The sequence below is a fragment of the Balneola sp. genome, assembly GCA_003712055.1.
Classification (GTDB): Bacteria; Bacteroidota; Rhodothermia; order Balneolales; family Balneolaceae; genus RHLJ01.
On the sequence record RHLJ01000005.1, the window covers coordinates 249106 to 267655 of the forward strand.

Here is an 18550-nt window from a genome sequence, read left to right on the forward strand (position 1 = left end):
TTTCAAAATGCGCTTCTAAATATGACAAAAAAGAAATCAAGTGGAAACCTGGTTTCGATGTATTGAAAGAGAACGGTCATTTTTTATAACCATGTATCCCCAGAAGATTAACAGTATCCCCAGTAGCTCGGTGACATAAAGCACATAGGTATATCCAAATTTTGTGGCAGTACCCCCAATTCCGGGAAGTATACCTCCAACAGCGATTAGTACATTTCCCCAGAAACGACCTTTGAACTCATTATTTCCAAAGTATTTGAAGGCCGAATAGAACGCACCTCCCACCAAAAAGATAACGGCATAGATATTTACAAAAGGAGTTATAAGACGAATAAAACTCCACTCTAATACATTTCCGTTGAGCTTTTCAGAAACTACACTTGTATCCAGGGGAGAAAGAATGACCAGCACAATGGAGATGATGAGTACTACAATGAGAATTGCAGTGAGTATATCAGCCGTCTTTTTCTTCATCAATAAATAAATGGTTCCTTGTGCAAGCGGAACTCCTCCAAGGAAAGCACCTGCTATATACCAGGTTTTAAAAAGGATCGGGTTCCATCCGAAAATAGTGTGAAGACTTTCTACGGTTGTACCTGCAGAATAAGTAACTACACCTATGGTCCACCACATTAAATAAAGAGCTTCAGGTTTTTGCCTCCAGTGATTGTAAATCACGTAGAAGAAATACACACAAAAGAGCGTGGTTGAAATAGGTATATAAGCTACAAATGGCATCAAAGACGAATAGTTATTTTAAAAGCCTCGAATAAAACGATGATGTATGAAGATTTTATGAAGATGGTTGCAAGCAGAAATAATTAAAGTGGCTGAGTTTTGAAATAAACCATGCATGAAATGATTGCCTCTCTTTCTATATCTGCCTATCTTTATCAGCCTTTGCAGCAGTGCAAGTTTTCGAAAACTAATTACTCAGAAATTTTAAAATAAATCGCAGTTTCGCACATGAATAAAGGAACAGTGGCCCAGGTTATCGGACCTGTAGTTGACGTTGATTTTTCCGAAGGAACAACCCCATCTATTCTTAACGCTCTCACCATTAAAAATCCTACCGACGGCTCTACGCTGTATCTCGAAGTGGCTCAACACTTAGGAGAAGATCGTGTACGTACTATTGCTATGGATTCTACAGATGGTTTAGTAAGAGGCATGGAGGTAATCGATACTGGTCAGGCTATTGCAATGCCTGTTGGAGAGGACATTAGAGGTCGATTATTTAACGTAGTGGGCGAAGCGATTGATGGTATTAAAGATCCTGCAGGAAAAGCTAAGTATCCAATTCACCGAGAAGCTCCTTCTTTTGATGAACTCGCAACTTCAACAGAAATGTTGGAAACCGGTATCAAAGTAGTAGATCTTCTTTGCCCTTATGCAAAAGGGGGAAAGATTGGGTTATTTGGTGGTGCTGGTGTAGGTAAAACTGTACTGATTCAGGAGCTGATTAACAACATCGCGAAGCAGCATGGTGGTCTTTCAGTATTTGCTGGTGTTGGTGAGCGTACTCGTGAAGGAAATGACCTTCTTCGTGAATTTATCGAGTCTGGGGTAATTAACTATGGGGATGAGTTCAAAGAGTCTATGGAAAACGGAGAGTGGGATCTTTCCAAAGTAGACGAAGAGAAATTAAAAGAATCACAGGCTACGCTGGTATTTGGCCAGATGAATGAGCCTCCTGGTGCTCGTGCGCGAGTAGCACTTTCTGGTCTTACTGTTGCTGAATATTTCCGTGATGAAGTATCCAGAGATATCCTCCTTTTCATTGATAACATTTTCCGATTTACACAGGCAGGTTCTGAGGTATCGGCACTATTAGGTCGTATGCCTTCAGCTGTAGGGTATCAGCCAACACTTGCTACTGAGATGGGTGCGATGCAAGAGCGTATTACTTCTACTCAAAAAGGATCTATTACATCGGTTCAGGCTGTATATGTACCTGCTGATGACTTAACTGACCCTGCTCCTGCAACTACGTTTACTCACCTTGATGCAACCACGGTACTTTCTCGTGCACTAACACAGATTGGTATTTACCCTGCGGTAGATCCGCTAGATTCTACTTCCAGAATCGTTGATCCTAAGGTGGTAGGCGAAGAGCACTATAATACTGCTCGAAGAGCTACTATCCTTCTTCAGAATTATAAAGATCTTCAGGATATCATCGCGATTCTTGGTATGGACGAACTTTCTGATGAAGATAAAATGGTTGTAAGTAGAGCTCGTCGTGTACAACGTTTCTTCTCTCAGCCATTCTTCGTTGCTGAGCAGTTCACAGGAGCACCTGGTAAGTATGTGAAAATTGACGATACTGTTAAAGGTGTTAAAATGATTATTGAAGGTGAATTAGACCACCTTCCTGAAAACGCCTTCTACATGGTTGGTAGCATCGACGAAGCCATTGAGAAAGGCGAGAAGATGTTAGCAGAAGCTGCAGAAGAAGCTTAATCGAGGCAGGTAAAGATTCATGAGTACATTTAAAGCTCAAATCCTGACTCCTGAAGGCTCCCTATTTGAAGGAGATGTATCAGGTGTTCAAATGCCTGGAGTAATGGGAAGTTTTGAAGTAAAAGCTAATCACGCTCCTATTGTTTCTGCATTGGATGAAGGAACCGTTCTTGTTCGTAAATCAGATGGTGATACTTCATACAATATCTCTGGTGGATTTGTGGAAGTAGCAAAGAACAAGCTTACCCTTCTTGCTGAATCGGTAGTAGAAGAATAGCACTCCGTACTTTTCTGATAGATTTTTAAAGCCCCAGCATTGTTGGGGCTTTTTTTGTGGAGATAGGTTTGCTATTCTATCTCAAGGGCAGCTGTGTTTTTTCTTATTATGAACAATGAAATAAACAATCCAATAACCGTCAAAAATAATCCTACAAACAGGTCTAAATTGACAAGATGAATATTAGAGCTTACTGGAATAGCGATGGTCTTTTCCATAGCTGCTACTTTACTCTCATGAAATTTTTGAAAAACAGGGTCTGAAGACATCTCTATCATTACTCTCCGGCTTTTGTATCTCACCATTGCGACTGAAGTCCATTCTTCTGCGTTTTCAAGTCCCCATACTTCAGGGGAATTTATTAGTGATGTTCCAATAAATATTGGATAACTACCTCTTTTAATTAAATAAGATGTTACAAAACTAGAATAATCTTCGAGAGCTTCTTCGGAAGAATTGAAAGTTTTTCCATTCACTGCGTTGGGAGTATCACGTAGTTTAATAGCATTAACCATAATTACAGGTTTTCCGTCATCTTCCTTCAAAAATGAAAGCATCTCTTCCCAAGCATCTTCCGGATAATCATCTTTTGAGACTTCAGCGTATTTTTCTATTTCTTGTTCTGTTAATGGGCTTGTGAATAACCCATTCCATGCTAGAAACAGAACATAAATTAAAACTGTACAGAGCCACACAAGCACTAATTTGGTTTTCATATCATTTATTTTGTTGGTTTGAAATTCAACACAAATGAACGATGATCTCGGGTGATTTTATTCTAGAAATAAAGCGAATTGAACAAATTGGAAGGTTAATTGAACTTTATTGAGAAATTGATACTGGCTTTTAATCTATTACTCTGAACCGCTTGCACTAGCTAGGAATATTCGGAGATGTAAATGAAGAAAAGAGGTAATCGATACGATTTTTCAAAGAGCGAAAATAAATCAAAGGAACCTGTAGCAACTAAATAGTACATAGAGTTGGTAATTATGCAGGTAAAGAGGTAGTTACTACCACTCGTTTCTTCCACGGTTACTGTCTTTTAATAACTAATTTTGAGTTTCTTCATCATCCTCGGGATTAAAAATCTCGGATGGTTCGAAAGCATCATATTCCCAATGTGTATCTTTATCAGTAGTTACATAGGTAATAAAAAAAACCTCGCAGGTATGATGCGAGGTTTTTTATACTCTGAATAGGTTTTGAATCAAATGAAGTAGATTCTTGTCATCCTTCGTTGTGATGATTTTTGTTGAAATTTTACGAGTACACTACCAATCAGTAGAATAGAAATCAACAAGTCGGCGGGCGATCTCTTCGCCTTGATCACTTTGCAGGAAATGTCCAGCTTCTTCAAGTCTTACATGTGGTTTTCCTTCTGCTCCCGGTACGTTTTCAACAAAAATCTCTTGTGCTTCGCATGTCCCTAGCGAACCATGATCATTATTACCCCATATAGTTAAAAATGGTTTTGTATAAGAGGTAAGACCCATCCAAGCTTCTTCATTTTGACCGGATACTTCATTGACTAAGGCAGGGAATGTACGAGTACCCGCCATATATTCTCTACTAGGAAAAGGTGCATCATAGGCTGCTTCTACTTCTTCCGAGAGGTCGTACCAGGTTAGTGCTTCAACCACTTCAGATGCGACGTAAGAGGCTCCTTTCATGGAATAGAGCGCCCATGCATCAAAATCAAAAATTGCTCCTGGAAGTAGGTCGCACCCATCGTAGAAAGGTTCTTGTTGCTCGGGTATACTGGTAAAAGGTGATTCCATCTCTAGAATCTCATTTGGATTCTGAATGGGTGTCATTGGAAAGACCCCAGCAGGAATAACTGGTAATGCACCATTTCCTACACTTATTGTAGCAAATAATTCAGGGTTAAGTCCGGCCACTCTTAAGCCAATCAAGCTCCCCCAATCTTGCACGAACAAATTAATATCGCTCAATTCCAATTGCTGTATAAATCGCTCAAGTCGGTCACTGTGTCCCAAATAACTATAATCAAAGATATCAACCGGTTTGTCAGAGCGTCCCATTCCTAAATGGTCCATTGCAATAACTCTATATCCCGAATCCGCCAATACGGGAATCATGTATCGATATAAATAAGACCAGCTGGGTTGACCATGAATCAGCAGTACCACTTCACCATCCGCTGGCCCAGCTTCTGCGTACGCCTGTCGCAATTCGTCTATTTCAACATATTGATAGGCATAAGGCCAATCGGGTAGATCTTGAAAATTCTCCTCTGGAGTTCTTACGAATTGTATTCCTCTAGAAGTAACAAGAGTATCTATAAGGCTATCTACGGGATCAGCGCTATCCACCAGCATGTTACCATCATCACTACAAGCAGATAACAAAAAGAAGGAAAGGATTAACATTGTTGAAGGAAATCGAAAAATCATTGTATTCATTTTTTGGTTTGAAATTCAAAACAAATGAACAATGATTTCGACTGATTTGAAGCTAGAAATAAAGTGAATTGAACAAATTGGAAGGCGAATTGAACATTCGATTCAGAAATTCCTACGGGCTTTTGATTTATTGCTGTGAACCGTTTACATAGAACCGTAGCAAAATTAGGCTCCAAGCTAGTTTATATCAGCTTACTCTATTTTTATAGTTACTTTATTTGTAGTAATAGAGTTACTTCCTACATAGATATCTATCTCACCGGGCTCCACAGCAAATACTCCTTCGTTGTCATAGTATTTGAAATCGTCATAGTTCATGGTGAATACTACCGTTCTTTCTTCACCGGGAGACAAATTTATCTTTTCAAAACGTTTAAGTTGACGAACAGGTCGGGTAATTCTTCCAACCTTATCCCGGATATACAGCTGAACTACTTCGGATGTGGTCCGATCTCCGCTATTAGAAACCTGTATTTCTACAGTAATGTTTTCACCGTCTCCCAGTCTAGAATTGGATATGCTTATCTCTCCATATTCAACTTCACTGTATGAAAGTCCATAGCCGAATGGGAAGAGGGGAGTGAAGCCCAGATCCAGGTAATGGGATTCATTTCCAAGACTACTCTGCCAGGCACCTACAGGGATATCATCTATGCCTACGAAAGAATCAGGGTTTGCAGGTCGTCCGGTATTTTTATGATTATAGAAGTAGGGCAGTTGTCCGGCTGCTTTTGGCCAGCTAACTGGTAACCTACCAGAAGGTTCTGAAATACCTAATAACATCTCTTCCAGGGCAGGGCCTCCCATAGTGCCGGGGTGCCACATCATAAGTACGGCATCTAAATCGGATATATATTCGGTAATGTTAATGGGTCTTCCAGCCATCAATACCAAGACTACCGGTTTATCCAGTTTTGTCAGTTCCGTCAATAATTCCTCTTGAGCTCCTGGCAATTTAATATTTGCTCGTGAGTGTGCTTCTCCGGAAAGAATGGCTTCTTCACCCCCTATGAATACAATAACATCTACATCTTGGGCGGCATCCAACACTGCCTGGAAATTACTCTGATCTTTATCTCGGCTAAAGGACAGGCCTTCAACAAAAACAGCATTTTCCATCGCTTCTCTGGGAGTAATAGAAGGATCGCCTTCCCCGTCAAATGTCCAGGTACCCAGTTGCTCTCTTCCTTTGTCAGCTAATGGTCCGGTTAGTAGAATTTTTTGATCTCGTTTTAGAGGAAGTACGTTCTCATTTTTTAGAAGGACACTACTTTCGACTGCCGCTTCTTTGGCCTTTTCGAGGTGTTCATCTGCGTAAAATTCTCCGGGATGGTTTTGGGGGATGAAGGGCTCAGCAAATAAATTGAGTCTGAATTTGATCCTAAGAATATTGCTTACATAAAAATCTAACTGAGATTCTGGCACCTTTCCTTCCTTTACTAATTCTACCAAGAACTCTTCGTAAGCGGTCGAGGTCATCTCCATATCCAAACCAGCGTTAGCAGCTAATTCAGCTGCATGTTCATAGTCTTCCGCAAAACCATGAGCAATCATTTCGATCACAGAATTCCAGTCAGAGACTACAAATCCATCAAAGCCAAATTCTCCCCTCAGAATGTCCATAAGTATTTTCTTATTTCCAGTTGCAGGGACTCCGTTTACTTCATTAAAAGAGGACATCAAAGTTGCTACATCTTCCGCAATAGCTTCTTCAAAAGGAGGAAGGAAAAGATTATAAAGTTGTTCATCGCTTACTATTGCAGTGTTATAGTCTCTACCCCCAATAGCCGCACCATAAGCAATGAAATGTTTAGCAGTAGCTGCCATTCGGGTAGGATCTGAAAGGTCTTCTCCCTGGAAACCACGCACATAGGCTCCAGCCAGTTGACCAGCTAAATAAGGATCTTCCCCAGGCGATTCAGCTATTCGCCCCCAGCGGCTGTCTTGTGTAATATCCAGCATGGGAGCAAAAGTCCATCTAATACCTACTGAACTAGCTTCTAGTGCAGCTATCCGGCTTCCTTCTTCAACCATATCGGGGTTCCAGCTTGCAGCCTGACCTAATGGAATGGGAAATATGGTTTTAAATCCATGAATGACATCTCTAGCGAAAAGAAGTGGAATGCCATGCTTGCTTTCTTTAACTGCTACTTCCTGCAGTTTCCTCACATGAGAGGTATCCATTACATTCAAAAAAGCTCCGATTTCTCCGTTTCTTACACTATTCAGTAATTCTTCCGGCAGAGCTCCTCTTTCTCTGCTACTCCTTCCCCTTAACGCTAATTGACCAACTTTTTCTTCAATCGTCATCTTGTCTACGATCGATTCTATTAGTGTATCCAGATCATAATAAGCGGTTTGAGCAATTACAGATTCTGGAGTTAAAAAGAGAGAGAGAAGTAATATACAGGGTAGAGGTTTAAAAAAGATTTTTTTCATAGGTCTCATGAGATTGTGGGGGTATCAGATCTGTGGTTAGTTGCTACAGACCAAAACGTTAGCCAGGCTTATAAAAGGGATTTTATAGACTTTAATCAATTTAATTGAGGAAATATATCTTTTTATTTTGAATAAGATTATTGGACAGGAAACAGATTTTAAATATTATCAGATCGATTTTTGGGTATTAAGTAACGGGTATATTAAATGGGTGTATTAGAAAGGGTAGAGAATTTCAATCCGGATGTTCCTAAGGCAGCGTTTAGACTTAAAGGTTTCATATGGTCAATGTGGTTTATTCTTGACTATGCTTTTTCTTTGTCAAAACAGAAAAAGGAAGATGGAACACTTTATAAACGACATGAGAGCTCACGTTTATCAGGTAAAGTGCTCAGATTTCTACATAAAAGCCTAGTAAACCAACTTGTCAAAAATGCTATTGTCACATTTGATGGCACGATGCCCCTTCCTTCAATCGACGGCAAGTATATAGACAGAGAATTCTTTAATCACTGGGGGAGAAAAATAAATATGCCTTTGGTGTTAAAGGGGTACATAAAAGGTGAAGAGGTAATGGATGTTACCACTGTAGAGTCTCTTATAGAAGTGCATGGTCAAAAAGAGGTTAAATTTGTTGACCGAAATTTTGGGAAAAAGAAAAACAACAGGGTTGGGCAAAATGTGGAGCTTTTAACTTCAACCCTGGAAGAATATCTAACAAAGGAAGAGTATAGAGATTGTTACATAAATAACTTTTACGGAATACTCGATGATGATGATTATCTGGAAAGGAGTAGAGGGAAAGACATCGACGAATTTCGAAATCAGATAAGCTCAATTAGCCAGTGGTTTATCTCCCGTAGAAAGAATAGTGGTTCTACACTTCATTGTGCGTTAGGTGATAACATGTTTTTGAATATTCATGGTAAAAAGGAATGGTTGTTTATTGATCCAACGTATTTACCGGTATTTAAGCCAGCATTAGCTAAATATGGAACCTATACGGTATCTGAGCTTGAAGAAGAATTGAATATGGACGCCGATACTTACGAAGAACTTGTCAAAGACTTCCCATATTTGAAGCATATTCCATTCTACAGGTATGAACTAGAGCCGGGAGATGTACTCTATAATCCTTCAGCTTGGTTACATACGGTTAGGAACCATACCGATTATACCGTAGGGTGCGCGGTTCGGTATAACGTAATGCAATGGGACAATAACTCCATCACTTTGTCGATTTGTGGTTTATTGATAGCTGCATTAAAGAATCCCACAAAGTCTTTTTTGGCTCAATTTATTAAAACAACATCCGGAGATGTAAAAGCCAAAAAAGAAGCTATTGATACTATTTTTTCGAAGAACGAAAAAAAGACAAAGGAAAAAGTAAGCACCTAGTACCCGGCTAAAAATCGATTACTTTTTTAAAGCTAATCGTGACCAGGAAACTTTTTTCTTATGCTTTAAGAGACTTGGTTGATTCTCAAGATGAAGTACACACTTTAATCCTAAAGTACCCGCCATTTGGATAGTCTTTTTTCCATCAGTAGGAAATATATGGCTACCTGCGCCTGCAGGGCCATTTCTTAGAGAAAGAGCTAAGACACCATTTTTATTGAGCAGTATACTCACTTCTGAAAGTGCAAGTTCCTGTTCTTTAGGGGTCAGATGATGCCATACTCCTGAGGATAAGATAAAGTCGAACTTAGAAGAACTCTTTTTCAGTCTTTCCAATTTCGGTAACGAATCGTCTATCCAAGTAATATTTGAAGATGGGTATAGGTTCATTCCTGATATTCTAAACTCTTCTAATGGTTCCAAGGCAATAACGGAATGTCCCATCTCCGAAAGCTCATGGGCATCTCGTCCTATTCCTGCTCCTAAATCCAAGATATTCGATCTTTTTTTTGGGATATAAGGAATGAAATCTTTGTGTAGTTCTGTAAAAGAAAGGTTGTGAGTGGCTTTGACAAATTCCCTGGTTACAGAAGCATAACCTTGTGTTCCTTTTACCACCCAATCCTACCACGGTTATTATCTCTCAATAATTCATTTTGAGTTTCTTCTGGATCTTCTGGCATTACAAAGCCCGGAGGCGGTTCAAAAGCATCATAACCCCAATAGGCATCTTTATCGGCTGTTACATACGTAATAAATTCCCCAACAATTGGAAGGGCAGAGCGTGCTCCCTGTCCAATACTATTCGGGTTATCGGTTGGGAAGCGGATTCTTCGATCTTCGCCACCTACCCAGGCACCCATCACAATGTGAGGGGTCATTCCAACAAACCAGTTATCTGCCGAGTTTTGTGTGGTTCCGGTTTTACCTGCAATATCCTGGCGTACACCATATACATTCCTTAATCGTACTCCGGTACCATGGTATCCTTCTCCACCTCGTATAACACCACGCATCATATCTGTCATGATATAAGCTGTTTCTGGACTAATTACTTCCTGTCTGTATTCAGGATAATACTCAACTAAAATATTTCCTTCTTTATCCTCAATCCGGGTAATGGCGATCGGATCTATGTGAACCCCAGAATTTGCGAAAGTAGTGTAGGCGCTTGTGATTTCCAATAAACTCACCTCTGCAGTTCCTAAAGCAATGGAAGGGTAGGCCGGGGTATTGCTCATATCAATCCCCAAATTAGAGGCCATATCCTTAATTTTTCTAGCGGCTGGATCAAGTTCCCATAGCTTATTTGTACCCGGATATCCGGCAATTTCAGGGAGTAATCGCACCGTAATATTGTTTAGACTTCGTGCCAAAGCCTGACGAAGAGGTACCATAATTGGTCCATCTGAAACGGTTTGATCTTTCGGAGCCCATACATTCCCTGACCGATCATAATACTTTGTAGGGTACTTCGAGAATTTATGATATGGCTTAAATCCGTTATCTATAGCAACCGAATACACAAAAGGTTTAAAAGTAGAACCTGCTTGTCGTCGCGATTGGTATACATGATCAAATTGAACATTTCCGTAGTTAGAGCCACCTACCCATGCCAATATATTTCCGTTTGAAGGTTCAATGGCAACGAAGCCAGCTTCTAAGCGGGTTCTGGATTTCATCACTGAATCCACAAACATAGAGTCTGCTTTCAGGCTATCAAATACAACTCGTTCAATCTTAGTATCCCATTTTTGGAAGCCATTCTTGTACTCATCCGTATCTCTCAAAAAGCTATCTTTAAAACCCGGAAACTCTTCCCATAGCTTATCCATATAGATAGTACTTCTTCGGGTTGTCCATTCAGATTCAAAAATATTTTGAAGAGAATCCAATTTGGTGCGCATCGCCTTCTCAGCATAAGACTGGAGTTTAGAATCGATGGTGGTATAAATAACCAACCCATCAGTATAAAGATCATACCCATTCTCCTCAGCCCAACCAGAAACTTTTTGTCGAACATATTCTCCGAAATATCGACTTACCCGTCCTGCTTTTGAAGGTGGCTGATAGTCCAATTGAATAGGTGCAGCCTGGAGTTGTTCTTTCTCAACCTGGGAAATAAACCCTTGTTGATTCATCAAATACAGAACAATGTCTCGCCTTGATTTAGATCTGTCGGGAAATAGTCTTGGATTATAGCGGTAAATCGCATTAACAGAACCAACTAAAGTTGCTGCTTCAGAAAGAGTTAACTCGTGAGCAGATTTATTAAAATGGGTTCGTGAAGCGGCTTCAATACCAAAAGCACTATTGGGGTATTCAACCGTATTCAAGTACATCTCGATGATCTCTCGCTTAGTATAGTTACGCTCAATTTGAACAGCAGTGATCATCTCCCGGAACTTCCTTGAGATCGAAAAAGCGAGACCAATTTCTTTATATAGGTTCCTAGCCAACTGTTGGCTAAGTGTAGAACCACCCTGTGGATCACCTCTAAGCACGTGATAAGGGATTGCCAGTGTTCTTATCATATCCATTCCCCAGTGATCATAGAAGCGATGATCTTCTGTAGCAACTAATGCATCTATGGCATGAGGAGAGATTTGGTCGTAGCGTACCCAGGTTCGGTTTTGGGTGAAGTATTTATCCAGTACAACGCCATCTCTGCTTCTTACTTCAGTAGCTATAGCAGTTTCAGGATTTTCAAGCTGTGCAATAGAAGGAAGTCCCTGAAATAAAAAATATACATATCCACCTACTGCAATACCCCCAATTAAAAGAGTAAGTGCAAAAAAGCCTACTATCTTTTTTCCTATTCCATTTGATGGAGTTCCTTTTTTTAAAGGGGGAGTAGGAGCAGATTTCTTTTGAGCAAGAATTTCTTTTCGGTATTCCGGGTCATTAAAATACCGATGATGATCGATGGGATTGTTATCCGAATTGCTCATGCTTCTATTGAATTTGAGAGAAAAGGTACGAATTCCTGAGTTTCTATGTGCCATTTAACGAGTTCAAATGCCCCATTCTTATATCGCACTAGTGTTCCATCAGAAAAAAACGGTCCGGAATTTATATAGCGTCCGCCGGAAAAAGTTTCCATTCTCGGAATATGATCATGACCGCATAATACGAGATCTATTTCTTTAGCATTTAGGATACTTTCTGCATGATTGTTCAATGGTACAGGATTTCGATAATTTCTCTTTCTGGTTACGTTCGAAAAGATCTTCATAAAAGAAAGGCCAAGAGTTGGGGAGAAGACTTTTTGAAAGATTTTAGTAAAGGTTGGATGCCTCAATACCTTGTGATAGAAAGGTCTGATAAAGTCATCCCTTTTTCCAAACTGACCATCTCCATGCATTAATAATACCTTTAATCCCTCAAGTTCTATAACTCTGTAGTTTCGCTCTACATCAAACCCCCGGTCTTCGAAGTGTCCAAAGGTCCAGTTATCATGATTGCCAGTTATGAAGAGTGCTTTTGCAACCGATCGATTATATTCTTCAAATTTATCCAGTACTTCTTTTCCAATGTTGGGTATATAATTTTGTTTTGGAAATTCCATCCAGTAATCGAATAGATCTCCTAACACATACAATAAGGCTTCATGTTCAATAGCATAATCGATGAGAGTAAGTAAATTTCGTGCTAGTTCTTCTTCTTTGATTGGTGAGAAGGCTCCGATGTGAACGTCAGAGATAAACAAATGCTCTCGTCCCACCATTAACTATTTTTTTCTAGTGATGATGAAGTGAATGAGATCTACGAAATCTTGTATATGACTGGAATATGGAATCTTTTCTAGACCTGAAATTGCTTCATTTGCATAATCATACATAATGGAGCGAGCATAATCCATTCCACCTTTTTCATGAACGAAATTCACAATTTCATCAACGTCGCGGGATTTTTTTGATCTTTTCTTCATTAGAGCCCTAATACGTGAAGCCTCTTTTTTTGAGCTATGTTCTAGTGCCTTAATAAGGGGAAGTGTTACTTTACGTTCCTGGATATCATTCCGGGTGGGCTTTCCTATATCATAAACCCCATAATCAAACAGGTCATCCCTAATTTGAAATGCGATCCCAATACACATTCCAATATCGCTCATTAGTTTATGCATTTGAGGATCATCAGATGCCGATACAGCACCACATTCACAACAAGTTGAAATAAGACTGGCCGTTTTTTCGGAGATTATTTGAAAATATCGTTCCTCAGTCATATTGAAGAGCCCCGCAGTTTTTAACTGTCTCAGCTCTCCTTCACTCATTTTCTGAACAGCTTTAGACTGAACTTTAAGCAACGTATGCTCTTCGTTTTCTAGTGCGATTAATAAACCTTTTGAGAGGAGATAATCACCAAGTAGTACTCCGGCTTTGTTCCTCCAAATCTTATTAATACTTACAAACCCCCTTCTGGAGTTGGCATCATCTACTACATCATCATGTATCAACGTAGCAGTGTGCAGAAGTTCAATCATGGTTGCAGCAATATGACTTCTGGTATTAATTCCTCCGAACAGATTGGCACTCATGAAGACAAGTGTAGGTCGGATCTCTTTTCCTTTTTGTTTAAGTAAATAGGAGATGATCTGATCCAGCAGGAAAACATCGGACCGAATAGTCTTTTTAAAGAACTCTCTAAACTCTTGTAAATCAGAGGAAACCGGAGCGGTAATTTCTGAAAGAGATTTTCTGGAGACCGTCTCAGTATTAATTCTTTGTAGTTCTACACTATCGATCATTAAAAGTGTTCAAATTTTCTTAAACTTGCGTGCCCCGTAAATTAGTTATTATCCAGCATAATATTATAGGGTAATTACTCACTCAACTCTTACTATTTACAACCAAATGATTCAACAATTGTCTGAAATTAAGACCATTGCGGTACTTACAAGTGGTGGAGACTCTCCGGGGATGAATGCAGCTGTGAGAGCAGTTGTACGCACTGCGAAAGCTTATGATGTAAATGTCTATGCTGTTTTTCACGGCTACCAGGGACTCATAGAAGGAGAATTTGAACTTGTAAGTTCCAATTTTGTCTCAAACATTATTCAAAGAGGGGGGACTGTTCTTAAGTCAGCTCGATCCCATGATTTCCGTACTGTTGAAGGGCGACAAAAAGCAGCAGATCAACTCAAGGAAAGAAATATAGATGCTCTCGTAGTTATTGGAGGAGATGGTACTTTTACTGGCGCCAATATCCTAAGTAAAGAACACGGGATAAATGTTGTTGGTATTCCCGGGACAATTGATAATGATATCATTGGGACGGATGAGACTATTGGATACGATACTGCATTAAACACCGCTCTTGAAGCAATTGATAAGATCCGAGATACCGCCGATGCTCATGAGCGTATGTTTCTTGTTGAGGTCATGGGTAGAGACACCGGATTTATAGCGCTTGAAACAGCGATTGCATGTGGAGCCGAACTGGTGTTGTTACCGGAAGAGTTAACGGATATAAAAGAGATTAAATCTCAACTTCAAAATATGCTTAAAGAGCAAAAGAGAAGTAGTTTAATCGTGGTTGCTGAGGGAGACGAAACAGGGGGCGCATTAAAATTATCCGAAAAGATAAAGGACGACTTCAAGCAGTACGATATGAAGGTGTGTATTCTTGGACATATTCAAAGAGGGGGAACTCCTTCAGCGCATGACAGGGTACTGGCAAGCAGATTAGGTGCATCTGCAGTTAAAGTATTGCTCGAAGGGCACAGTGAGGTAATGGTTGGAATTGTAAATAATGCGCTTAAAATTACTCCGATGCGAGTAGCAGTGTCAAAGAAAAAGACCTTGGATTATACTCTCATTGAACTAGCAAAACTACTTAGATAAAAGACATTCATTCATGATTACAGCGGATATTAGAATTGCGCGCTCTTTTTTAAGAGATGAATCGTATATAAAAGCAAGAACGAGAGCAGATATAGGCCTTGAGCAATTAAAAACTAAAACCGGGCCTGGTTCTGAATGGCTCGGTTGGCGTGATATTCTTGCAAATCCAAATGACGCAGAACTCGAAACGATTTCAAATCTTGCGAACCAGATTCGATCAAACGCAGATATTTTTATTGTATGCGGAATTGGAGGTTCGTACCTGGGTGCTAAGGCCGTAATTGATGCACTATCTCCTCATTTCGAAAACAATGGCTCTGAGATTTTGTATGCAGGGCATCATATGGGCGGAAAATATCTTCAGGAACTACTTGCCTACCTCAAAGCTCCTAAAGCTGATGGTTCTGCAAAAAGCATTTATGTTAATGTTATTTCGAAATCAGGCTCTACCCTGGAAACCGCGTTATCGTTCAGGGCAATTCGTGAAGTATTAGAGGAGCTGTATGAGGATACCACACACCGTATTATTTGTACAACCAGTGAGAAAGGAGGAGTGTTAAATCCTCAGATCGACGCAAGAGGATACAAGAAATTCATTATCCCTGATGATGTAGGAGGAAGGTTTTCGGTACTTACACCGGTAGGTTTGCTTCCTATTGCTGTTGCTGGAATAGATATTAAAACTCTTTTTTACGGAGCAGTTTCAGCTTACCAAAAATATGAAGATGATGCTGAGGATATACTTGAGTATGCAGCACTAAGAAATGCACTTCATGAAGATGGAAAAACCATCGATGTTTTCGCATGTTTTGAACCCGAACTATCATCCTTTGGTGGCTGGATTCAACAGTTACTTGGCGAAAGTGAAGGGAAAGAAGGGAAAGGTATATTTCCGGCAGTTGCAAAATATTCAACCGATTTACATAGTCTTGGACAATTTATCCAGCAAGGGAAGAGAAGCGTGATGGAAACCTTCATTATTGTTGAAAAGGGATTTTCTTCAATAGAGGTTACCAGCCTCGAAGGTGATGATGATAAACTGAATTACCTTGCAGGAAAATCCTTTCATGAAATTAATCAAAGTGCCAGAGAAGGTACTACTGAGGCGCACCAGGAGGGGAACGTTCCAATTGTAAATATTACAATCCAAGCTCTCAATGAGCAGAATCTTGGGGAACTTATCTACTTTTTTGAGTTACTGACGGGCGTTTTTGTATATAGTCTTGGAGTTAATCCTTTTAATCAACCAGGGGTTGAAGATTACAAAAAAGCGATGTACCGTTTGCTTGGAAAAGAAAGTTAAAAAAAGTTTTGGGCGATAAAAGCAAAGCAAAATATATAGCAGTAGCAGGGAATATCGGGGCTGGTAAATCATCCCTTACTGGTTTACTTGCAAAGCACTTCAACTGGGAAGCATTCTATGAATCGGTAGAGGATAACCCATATCTGGCCGACTTCTATGAAGACATGTTACGATGGAGTTTCAACCTTCAGATCTATTTCTTATCAAGTAGATTTAGACATCAAAAAGAAATGCTTCAGGAAGAAATAAGTTTGATTCAGGACCGTACCATTTACGAAGACGTAGAAATTTTCGCAAAGAACCTTCATGAGATGAATCTTATGAGTGATCGTGACTTTGAGAACTACGAAGCTTTGTTCAGAGAAATGAGTCATTATCTGCGCCCACCCGATTTATTAATCTATTTAAGAGCTCAGGTTCCTACACTAGTCAGGCAAATTCAACAAAGAGGGAGAGACTATGAGAACACCATTCGGATTGATTATTTAGAAAGGTTAAACCGTCTCTATGAGGATTGGATTGACAGATATCCTTTTGAGAAGCTAATTATTGATACCGATGACCTCGATTTCGTAAATGATCCTGAGGATCTGGGAAAGATAATCGCACTAATAGAGCAGCGCCTTTACGGGCTTTTTAATTGATTGTACAACAATCGTTTTATCCTTATCTTTTGCGGCTGTACGGAGACATGCTATGTTTAAGTTTAAGATCTTTGAAATTCCTGAAGGTAAGAGTGAAAGAAGTATTCAGCTTAATGCTGAAGATATAGATCTGGGTGAAGTTTCACTCAAATCCGGAACTATTAATATCAACTTCTACAGGACTACTCACTTTATACAGGTGCAAATGGCACTTGATGTAACAGTGACGCTAATTTGTGACCGATCTCTTGATGCCTATCCGCACCTGGTAGAAACTGAGTACCAGGTTATTTTTAAGAATGAAAGGGTAGAAGAATCGATTGACGAGCGAACGGCGATAAGGAATATTGATCATGCATCTAAACAAATAAACATAGAACAAGACGTGTTAGACACAATTCTTGTGAATGTCCCTACAAAGAAATTACATCCCCGACTTTTGGATGAACAAGGAAATCCTAAAGAGATGCTTTCTCAAACGTTTGGTGAAAGCTCCGATGAAAATGATGAGGATTACGTTGATCCAAGATGGGAAGCATTAAAAGCATTAAAGAAATAATAAAGTTTAAGGTATAATGGCACACCCAAAACGAAAAACTTCAAAAGCAAGAAGAGACAAAAGAAGATCTCATCATGCAATTGCAGACGTTACTCTTGCAAAATGTTCTAATTGCGGAACACTACACCGATATCATCATGCTTGCCCGGAGTGCGGGTATTACCGAGGAAGACAAGTAATAAGTGTAGCCAACTAATCATTGTTCTATGGTTATCGCAATAGATGCAGCAGGTGGTGATTTTTTTCCAAAACACCCTGTTGAGGGAGCCCTTTCTGCTATAAAAGAAATCGATTCCCTGTCTATTATCTTAGTTGGCCCTAAGGATCAGGTAGAAGCTGAATTGGCTTTGCATGATTACGATTCTTCCAGAGTTTTTGTCCAGGATGCTCCTGAGATCATTGGGATGGAAGAATCACCAGCAAGTGCTGTTAAGAACAAGAGAAACTCATCTATTGCAATAGGCCTTGGCCTTCATAAAGCTGGTAAATGTGATGGTTTTGTAAGTGCTGGTAATACAGGTGCTTTATTAGCTGCTTCTACATTTATTTTAGGAAAGCTGGTAGGCGTATCAAGACCAACTATTGCGTCTTACTACCCAACCTTAAAAGGCTTTAGATTATTGGTTGATGCCGGGGCTAACCTTGAAATTCGCCCTGAGATGGCTTTTCAATTTGCAAAAATGGGTCAGATTTTTTGTGAACAGATTTTAAAAATTGATAATCCGAAGGTTGGCCTTTTAAATGTTGGTGAGGAAGATGAAAAAGGTACAGAAGCCCTCAAAGAAATCAACAAACATCTTCAGTCGCTCGATGGGTTTATTGGAAATGTTGAAGGAAGGGACATTTTTCCAGGAAAGGCAGATGTATATCTATCTGATGGATTAGTAGGGAATATTCTACTAAAATTTGGTGAATCAATCCCTGAAACCATTATGGTGTTGGTTAAATCGGCTGTTCAGCAATTAAATATGGAAGCTGAGCATGTAATGGGTGCACAAAAGATTTTAAAAACAGCGTTGGCACCTTTCAACTACGAAACGGTTGGTGGGATTCCATTTTTGGGAGTTAACGGAGTAAGCCTTGTTGGGCACGGTGGAAGCTCTCCTCTAGCAATAAAAAACATGATTAAAAGTGCCATTAGCTGCATCGAAAATGATGTGAATGGCAAAATTGTCGCATCTCTAAATTGATAAGT

At 39.7% G+C, this 18550-nt stretch carries 17 protein-coding genes; 9 read left to right on the forward strand and 8 right to left on the reverse strand.

What is annotated here, in order from left to right; genetic code table 11:
- Positions 1 to 36: 36 nt before the first annotated feature.
- A complete protein-coding gene (locus tag ED557_13040; protein RNC80048.1) occupies positions 37 to 738 on the reverse strand; it encodes a hypothetical protein in 702 nt (233 codons plus the stop codon).
- Between the two features lie 228 nt (positions 739 to 966).
- On the opposite strand from ED557_13040, the gene atpD reads away from it, so the two are divergent.
- A complete protein-coding gene (gene atpD, locus ED557_13045) occupies positions 967 to 2463 on the forward strand; it encodes a F0F1 ATP synthase subunit beta (protein ID RNC80049.1) in 1497 nt (498 codons plus the stop codon).
- A gap of 19 nt (positions 2464 to 2482) precedes the next feature.
- A complete protein-coding gene (atpC, locus tag ED557_13050) occupies positions 2483 to 2740 on the forward strand; it encodes an ATP synthase F1 subunit epsilon (GenBank protein RNC80050.1) in 258 nt (85 codons plus the stop codon).
- 71 nt (positions 2741 to 2811) lie between these two features.
- Here atpC and ED557_13055 read toward each other — a convergent pair whose 3' ends face one another.
- From ED557_13055 to ED557_13065, 3 genes are all read right to left on the reverse strand, one after another.
- Complete coding sequence (locus ED557_13055; GenBank protein RNC80051.1) at positions 2812 to 3456, reverse strand: hypothetical protein; 645 nt, start codon at positions 3454 to 3456, stop codon at positions 2812 to 2814.
- A 558-nt stretch (positions 3457 to 4014) separates the two neighbouring features.
- Entirely contained in the window at positions 4015 to 5166 is a 1152-nt protein-coding gene (locus ED557_13060) for an alpha/beta fold hydrolase (protein RNC80052.1), read from the reverse strand.
- Positions 5167 to 5358: 192 nt separating this feature from the next.
- Entirely contained in the window at positions 5359 to 7614 is a 2256-nt protein-coding gene (locus ED557_13065) for a glycosyl hydrolase (protein ID RNC80053.1), read from the reverse strand.
- Between the two features lie 198 nt (positions 7615 to 7812).
- Here ED557_13065 and ED557_13070 point away from each other — a divergent pair, with 198 nt between their 5' ends.
- Positions 7813 to 9003, forward strand: coding sequence for a hypothetical protein (locus tag ED557_13070; GenBank protein ID RNC80054.1), 1191 nt, complete (start codon positions 7813 to 7815; stop codon positions 9001 to 9003).
- Positions 9004 to 9021: 18 nt separating this feature from the next.
- Here the strand turns inward: ED557_13070 and ED557_13075 are convergent, their stop codons facing one another.
- The 4 genes from ED557_13075 to ED557_13090 are packed head-to-tail and all read right to left on the reverse strand — an operon-like array spanning position 9022 to position 13753.
- Positions 9022 to 9621 carry a class I SAM-dependent methyltransferase gene (locus ED557_13075; GenBank protein ID RNC80055.1) on the reverse strand — a complete coding sequence of 200 codons (600 nt, stop codon included), beginning with the start codon at positions 9619 to 9621 and terminating at the stop codon, positions 9022 to 9024.
- Entirely contained in the window at positions 9615 to 11954 is a 2340-nt protein-coding gene (locus ED557_13080; GenBank protein ID RNC80056.1) for a hypothetical protein, read from the reverse strand. Before ED557_13080 ends, ED557_13075 begins: the two co-directional genes overlap by 7 nt.
- Positions 11951 to 12730 (reverse strand): hypothetical protein, encoded by a 780-nt coding sequence (locus ED557_13085; GenBank protein ID RNC80057.1) that lies wholly within the window; start codon positions 12728 to 12730, stop codon positions 11951 to 11953. Before ED557_13085 ends, ED557_13080 begins: the two co-directional genes overlap by 4 nt.
- A gap of 3 nt (positions 12731 to 12733) precedes the next feature.
- On the reverse strand, positions 12734 to 13753 hold the full coding sequence (locus ED557_13090) for a polyprenyl synthetase family protein (protein ID RNC80058.1): 1020 nt from the start codon (positions 13751 to 13753) through the stop codon (positions 12734 to 12736).
- A gap of 118 nt (positions 13754 to 13871) precedes the next feature.
- On the opposite strand from ED557_13090, the gene pfkA reads away from it, so the two are divergent.
- From pfkA to plsX, 6 genes are read left to right on the forward strand one after another with little or no spacing between them, the layout of a single operon-like run.
- Entirely contained in the window at positions 13872 to 14849 is a 978-nt protein-coding gene (pfkA, locus tag ED557_13095; protein RNC80140.1) for a 6-phosphofructokinase, read from the forward strand.
- A 13-nt stretch (positions 14850 to 14862) separates the two neighbouring features.
- A complete protein-coding gene (locus ED557_13100; GenBank protein RNC80059.1) occupies positions 14863 to 16152 on the forward strand; it encodes a glucose-6-phosphate isomerase in 1290 nt (429 codons plus the stop codon).
- Positions 16153 to 16160: 8 nt separating this feature from the next.
- Positions 16161 to 16796 carry a deoxynucleoside kinase gene (locus ED557_13105; protein ID RNC80060.1) on the forward strand — a complete coding sequence of 212 codons (636 nt, stop codon included), beginning with the start codon at positions 16161 to 16163 and terminating at the stop codon, positions 16794 to 16796.
- Between the two features lie 52 nt (positions 16797 to 16848).
- Positions 16849 to 17355, forward strand: coding sequence for a DUF177 domain-containing protein (locus tag ED557_13110; protein ID RNC80061.1), 507 nt, complete (start codon positions 16849 to 16851; stop codon positions 17353 to 17355).
- 16 nt (positions 17356 to 17371) lie between these two features.
- Positions 17372 to 17551: a 50S ribosomal protein L32 gene (locus ED557_13115; GenBank protein ID RNC80062.1), complete on the forward strand. Its 180-nt coding sequence runs from the start codon at positions 17372 to 17374 to the stop codon at positions 17549 to 17551.
- A 10-nt stretch (positions 17552 to 17561) separates the two neighbouring features.
- Positions 17562 to 18545 carry a phosphate acyltransferase PlsX gene (gene plsX / locus ED557_13120; protein ID RNC80063.1) on the forward strand — a complete coding sequence of 328 codons (984 nt, stop codon included), beginning with the start codon at positions 17562 to 17564 and terminating at the stop codon, positions 18543 to 18545.
- Positions 18546 to 18550 lie beyond the last annotated feature (5 nt).

What these genes read in the sequence shown, in the direction of transcription:
- ED557_13080 (RNC80056.1), bottom strand. Translation starts at nt 11,954, where the DNA reads ATGAGCAATTCGGATAACAATCCCATCGATCATCATCGGTATTTTAAT.
- ED557_13055 (RNC80051.1), bottom strand. Translation starts at nt 3,456, where the DNA reads ATGAAAACCAAATTAGTGCTTGTGTGGCTCTGTACAGTTTTAATTTAT.
- ED557_13040 (RNC80048.1), bottom strand. Translation starts at nt 738, where the DNA reads ATGCCATTTGTAGCTTATATACCTATTTCAACCACGCTCTTTTGTGTG.
- ED557_13100 (RNC80059.1), top strand. Translation starts at nt 14,863, where the DNA reads ATGATTACAGCGGATATTAGAATTGCGCGCTCTTTTTTAAGAGATGAA.
- ED557_13090 (RNC80058.1), bottom strand. Translation starts at nt 13,753, where the DNA reads ATGATCGATAGTGTAGAACTACAAAGAATTAATACTGAGACGGTCTCC.
- atpC (RNC80050.1), top strand. Translation starts at nt 2,483, where the DNA reads ATGAGTACATTTAAAGCTCAAATCCTGACTCCTGAAGGCTCCCTATTT.
- ED557_13065 (RNC80053.1), bottom strand. Translation starts at nt 7,614, where the DNA reads ATGAGACCTATGAAAAAAATCTTTTTTAAACCTCTACCCTGTATATTA.
- plsX (RNC80063.1), top strand. Translation starts at nt 17,562, where the DNA reads ATGGTTATCGCAATAGATGCAGCAGGTGGTGATTTTTTTCCAAAACAC.
- ED557_13115 (RNC80062.1), top strand. Translation starts at nt 17,372, where the DNA reads ATGGCACACCCAAAACGAAAAACTTCAAAAGCAAGAAGAGACAAAAGA.
- ED557_13060 (RNC80052.1), bottom strand. Translation starts at nt 5,166, where the DNA reads ATGAATACAATGATTTTTCGATTTCCTTCAACAATGTTAATCCTTTCC.
- atpD (RNC80049.1), top strand. Translation starts at nt 967, where the DNA reads ATGAATAAAGGAACAGTGGCCCAGGTTATCGGACCTGTAGTTGACGTT.
- ED557_13070 (RNC80054.1), top strand. Translation starts at nt 7,813, where the DNA reads ATGGGTGTATTAGAAAGGGTAGAGAATTTCAATCCGGATGTTCCTAAG.
- ED557_13110 (RNC80061.1), top strand. Translation starts at nt 16,849, where the DNA reads ATGTTTAAGTTTAAGATCTTTGAAATTCCTGAAGGTAAGAGTGAAAGA.
- ED557_13085 (RNC80057.1), bottom strand. Translation starts at nt 12,730, where the DNA reads ATGGTGGGACGAGAGCATTTGTTTATCTCTGACGTTCACATCGGAGCC.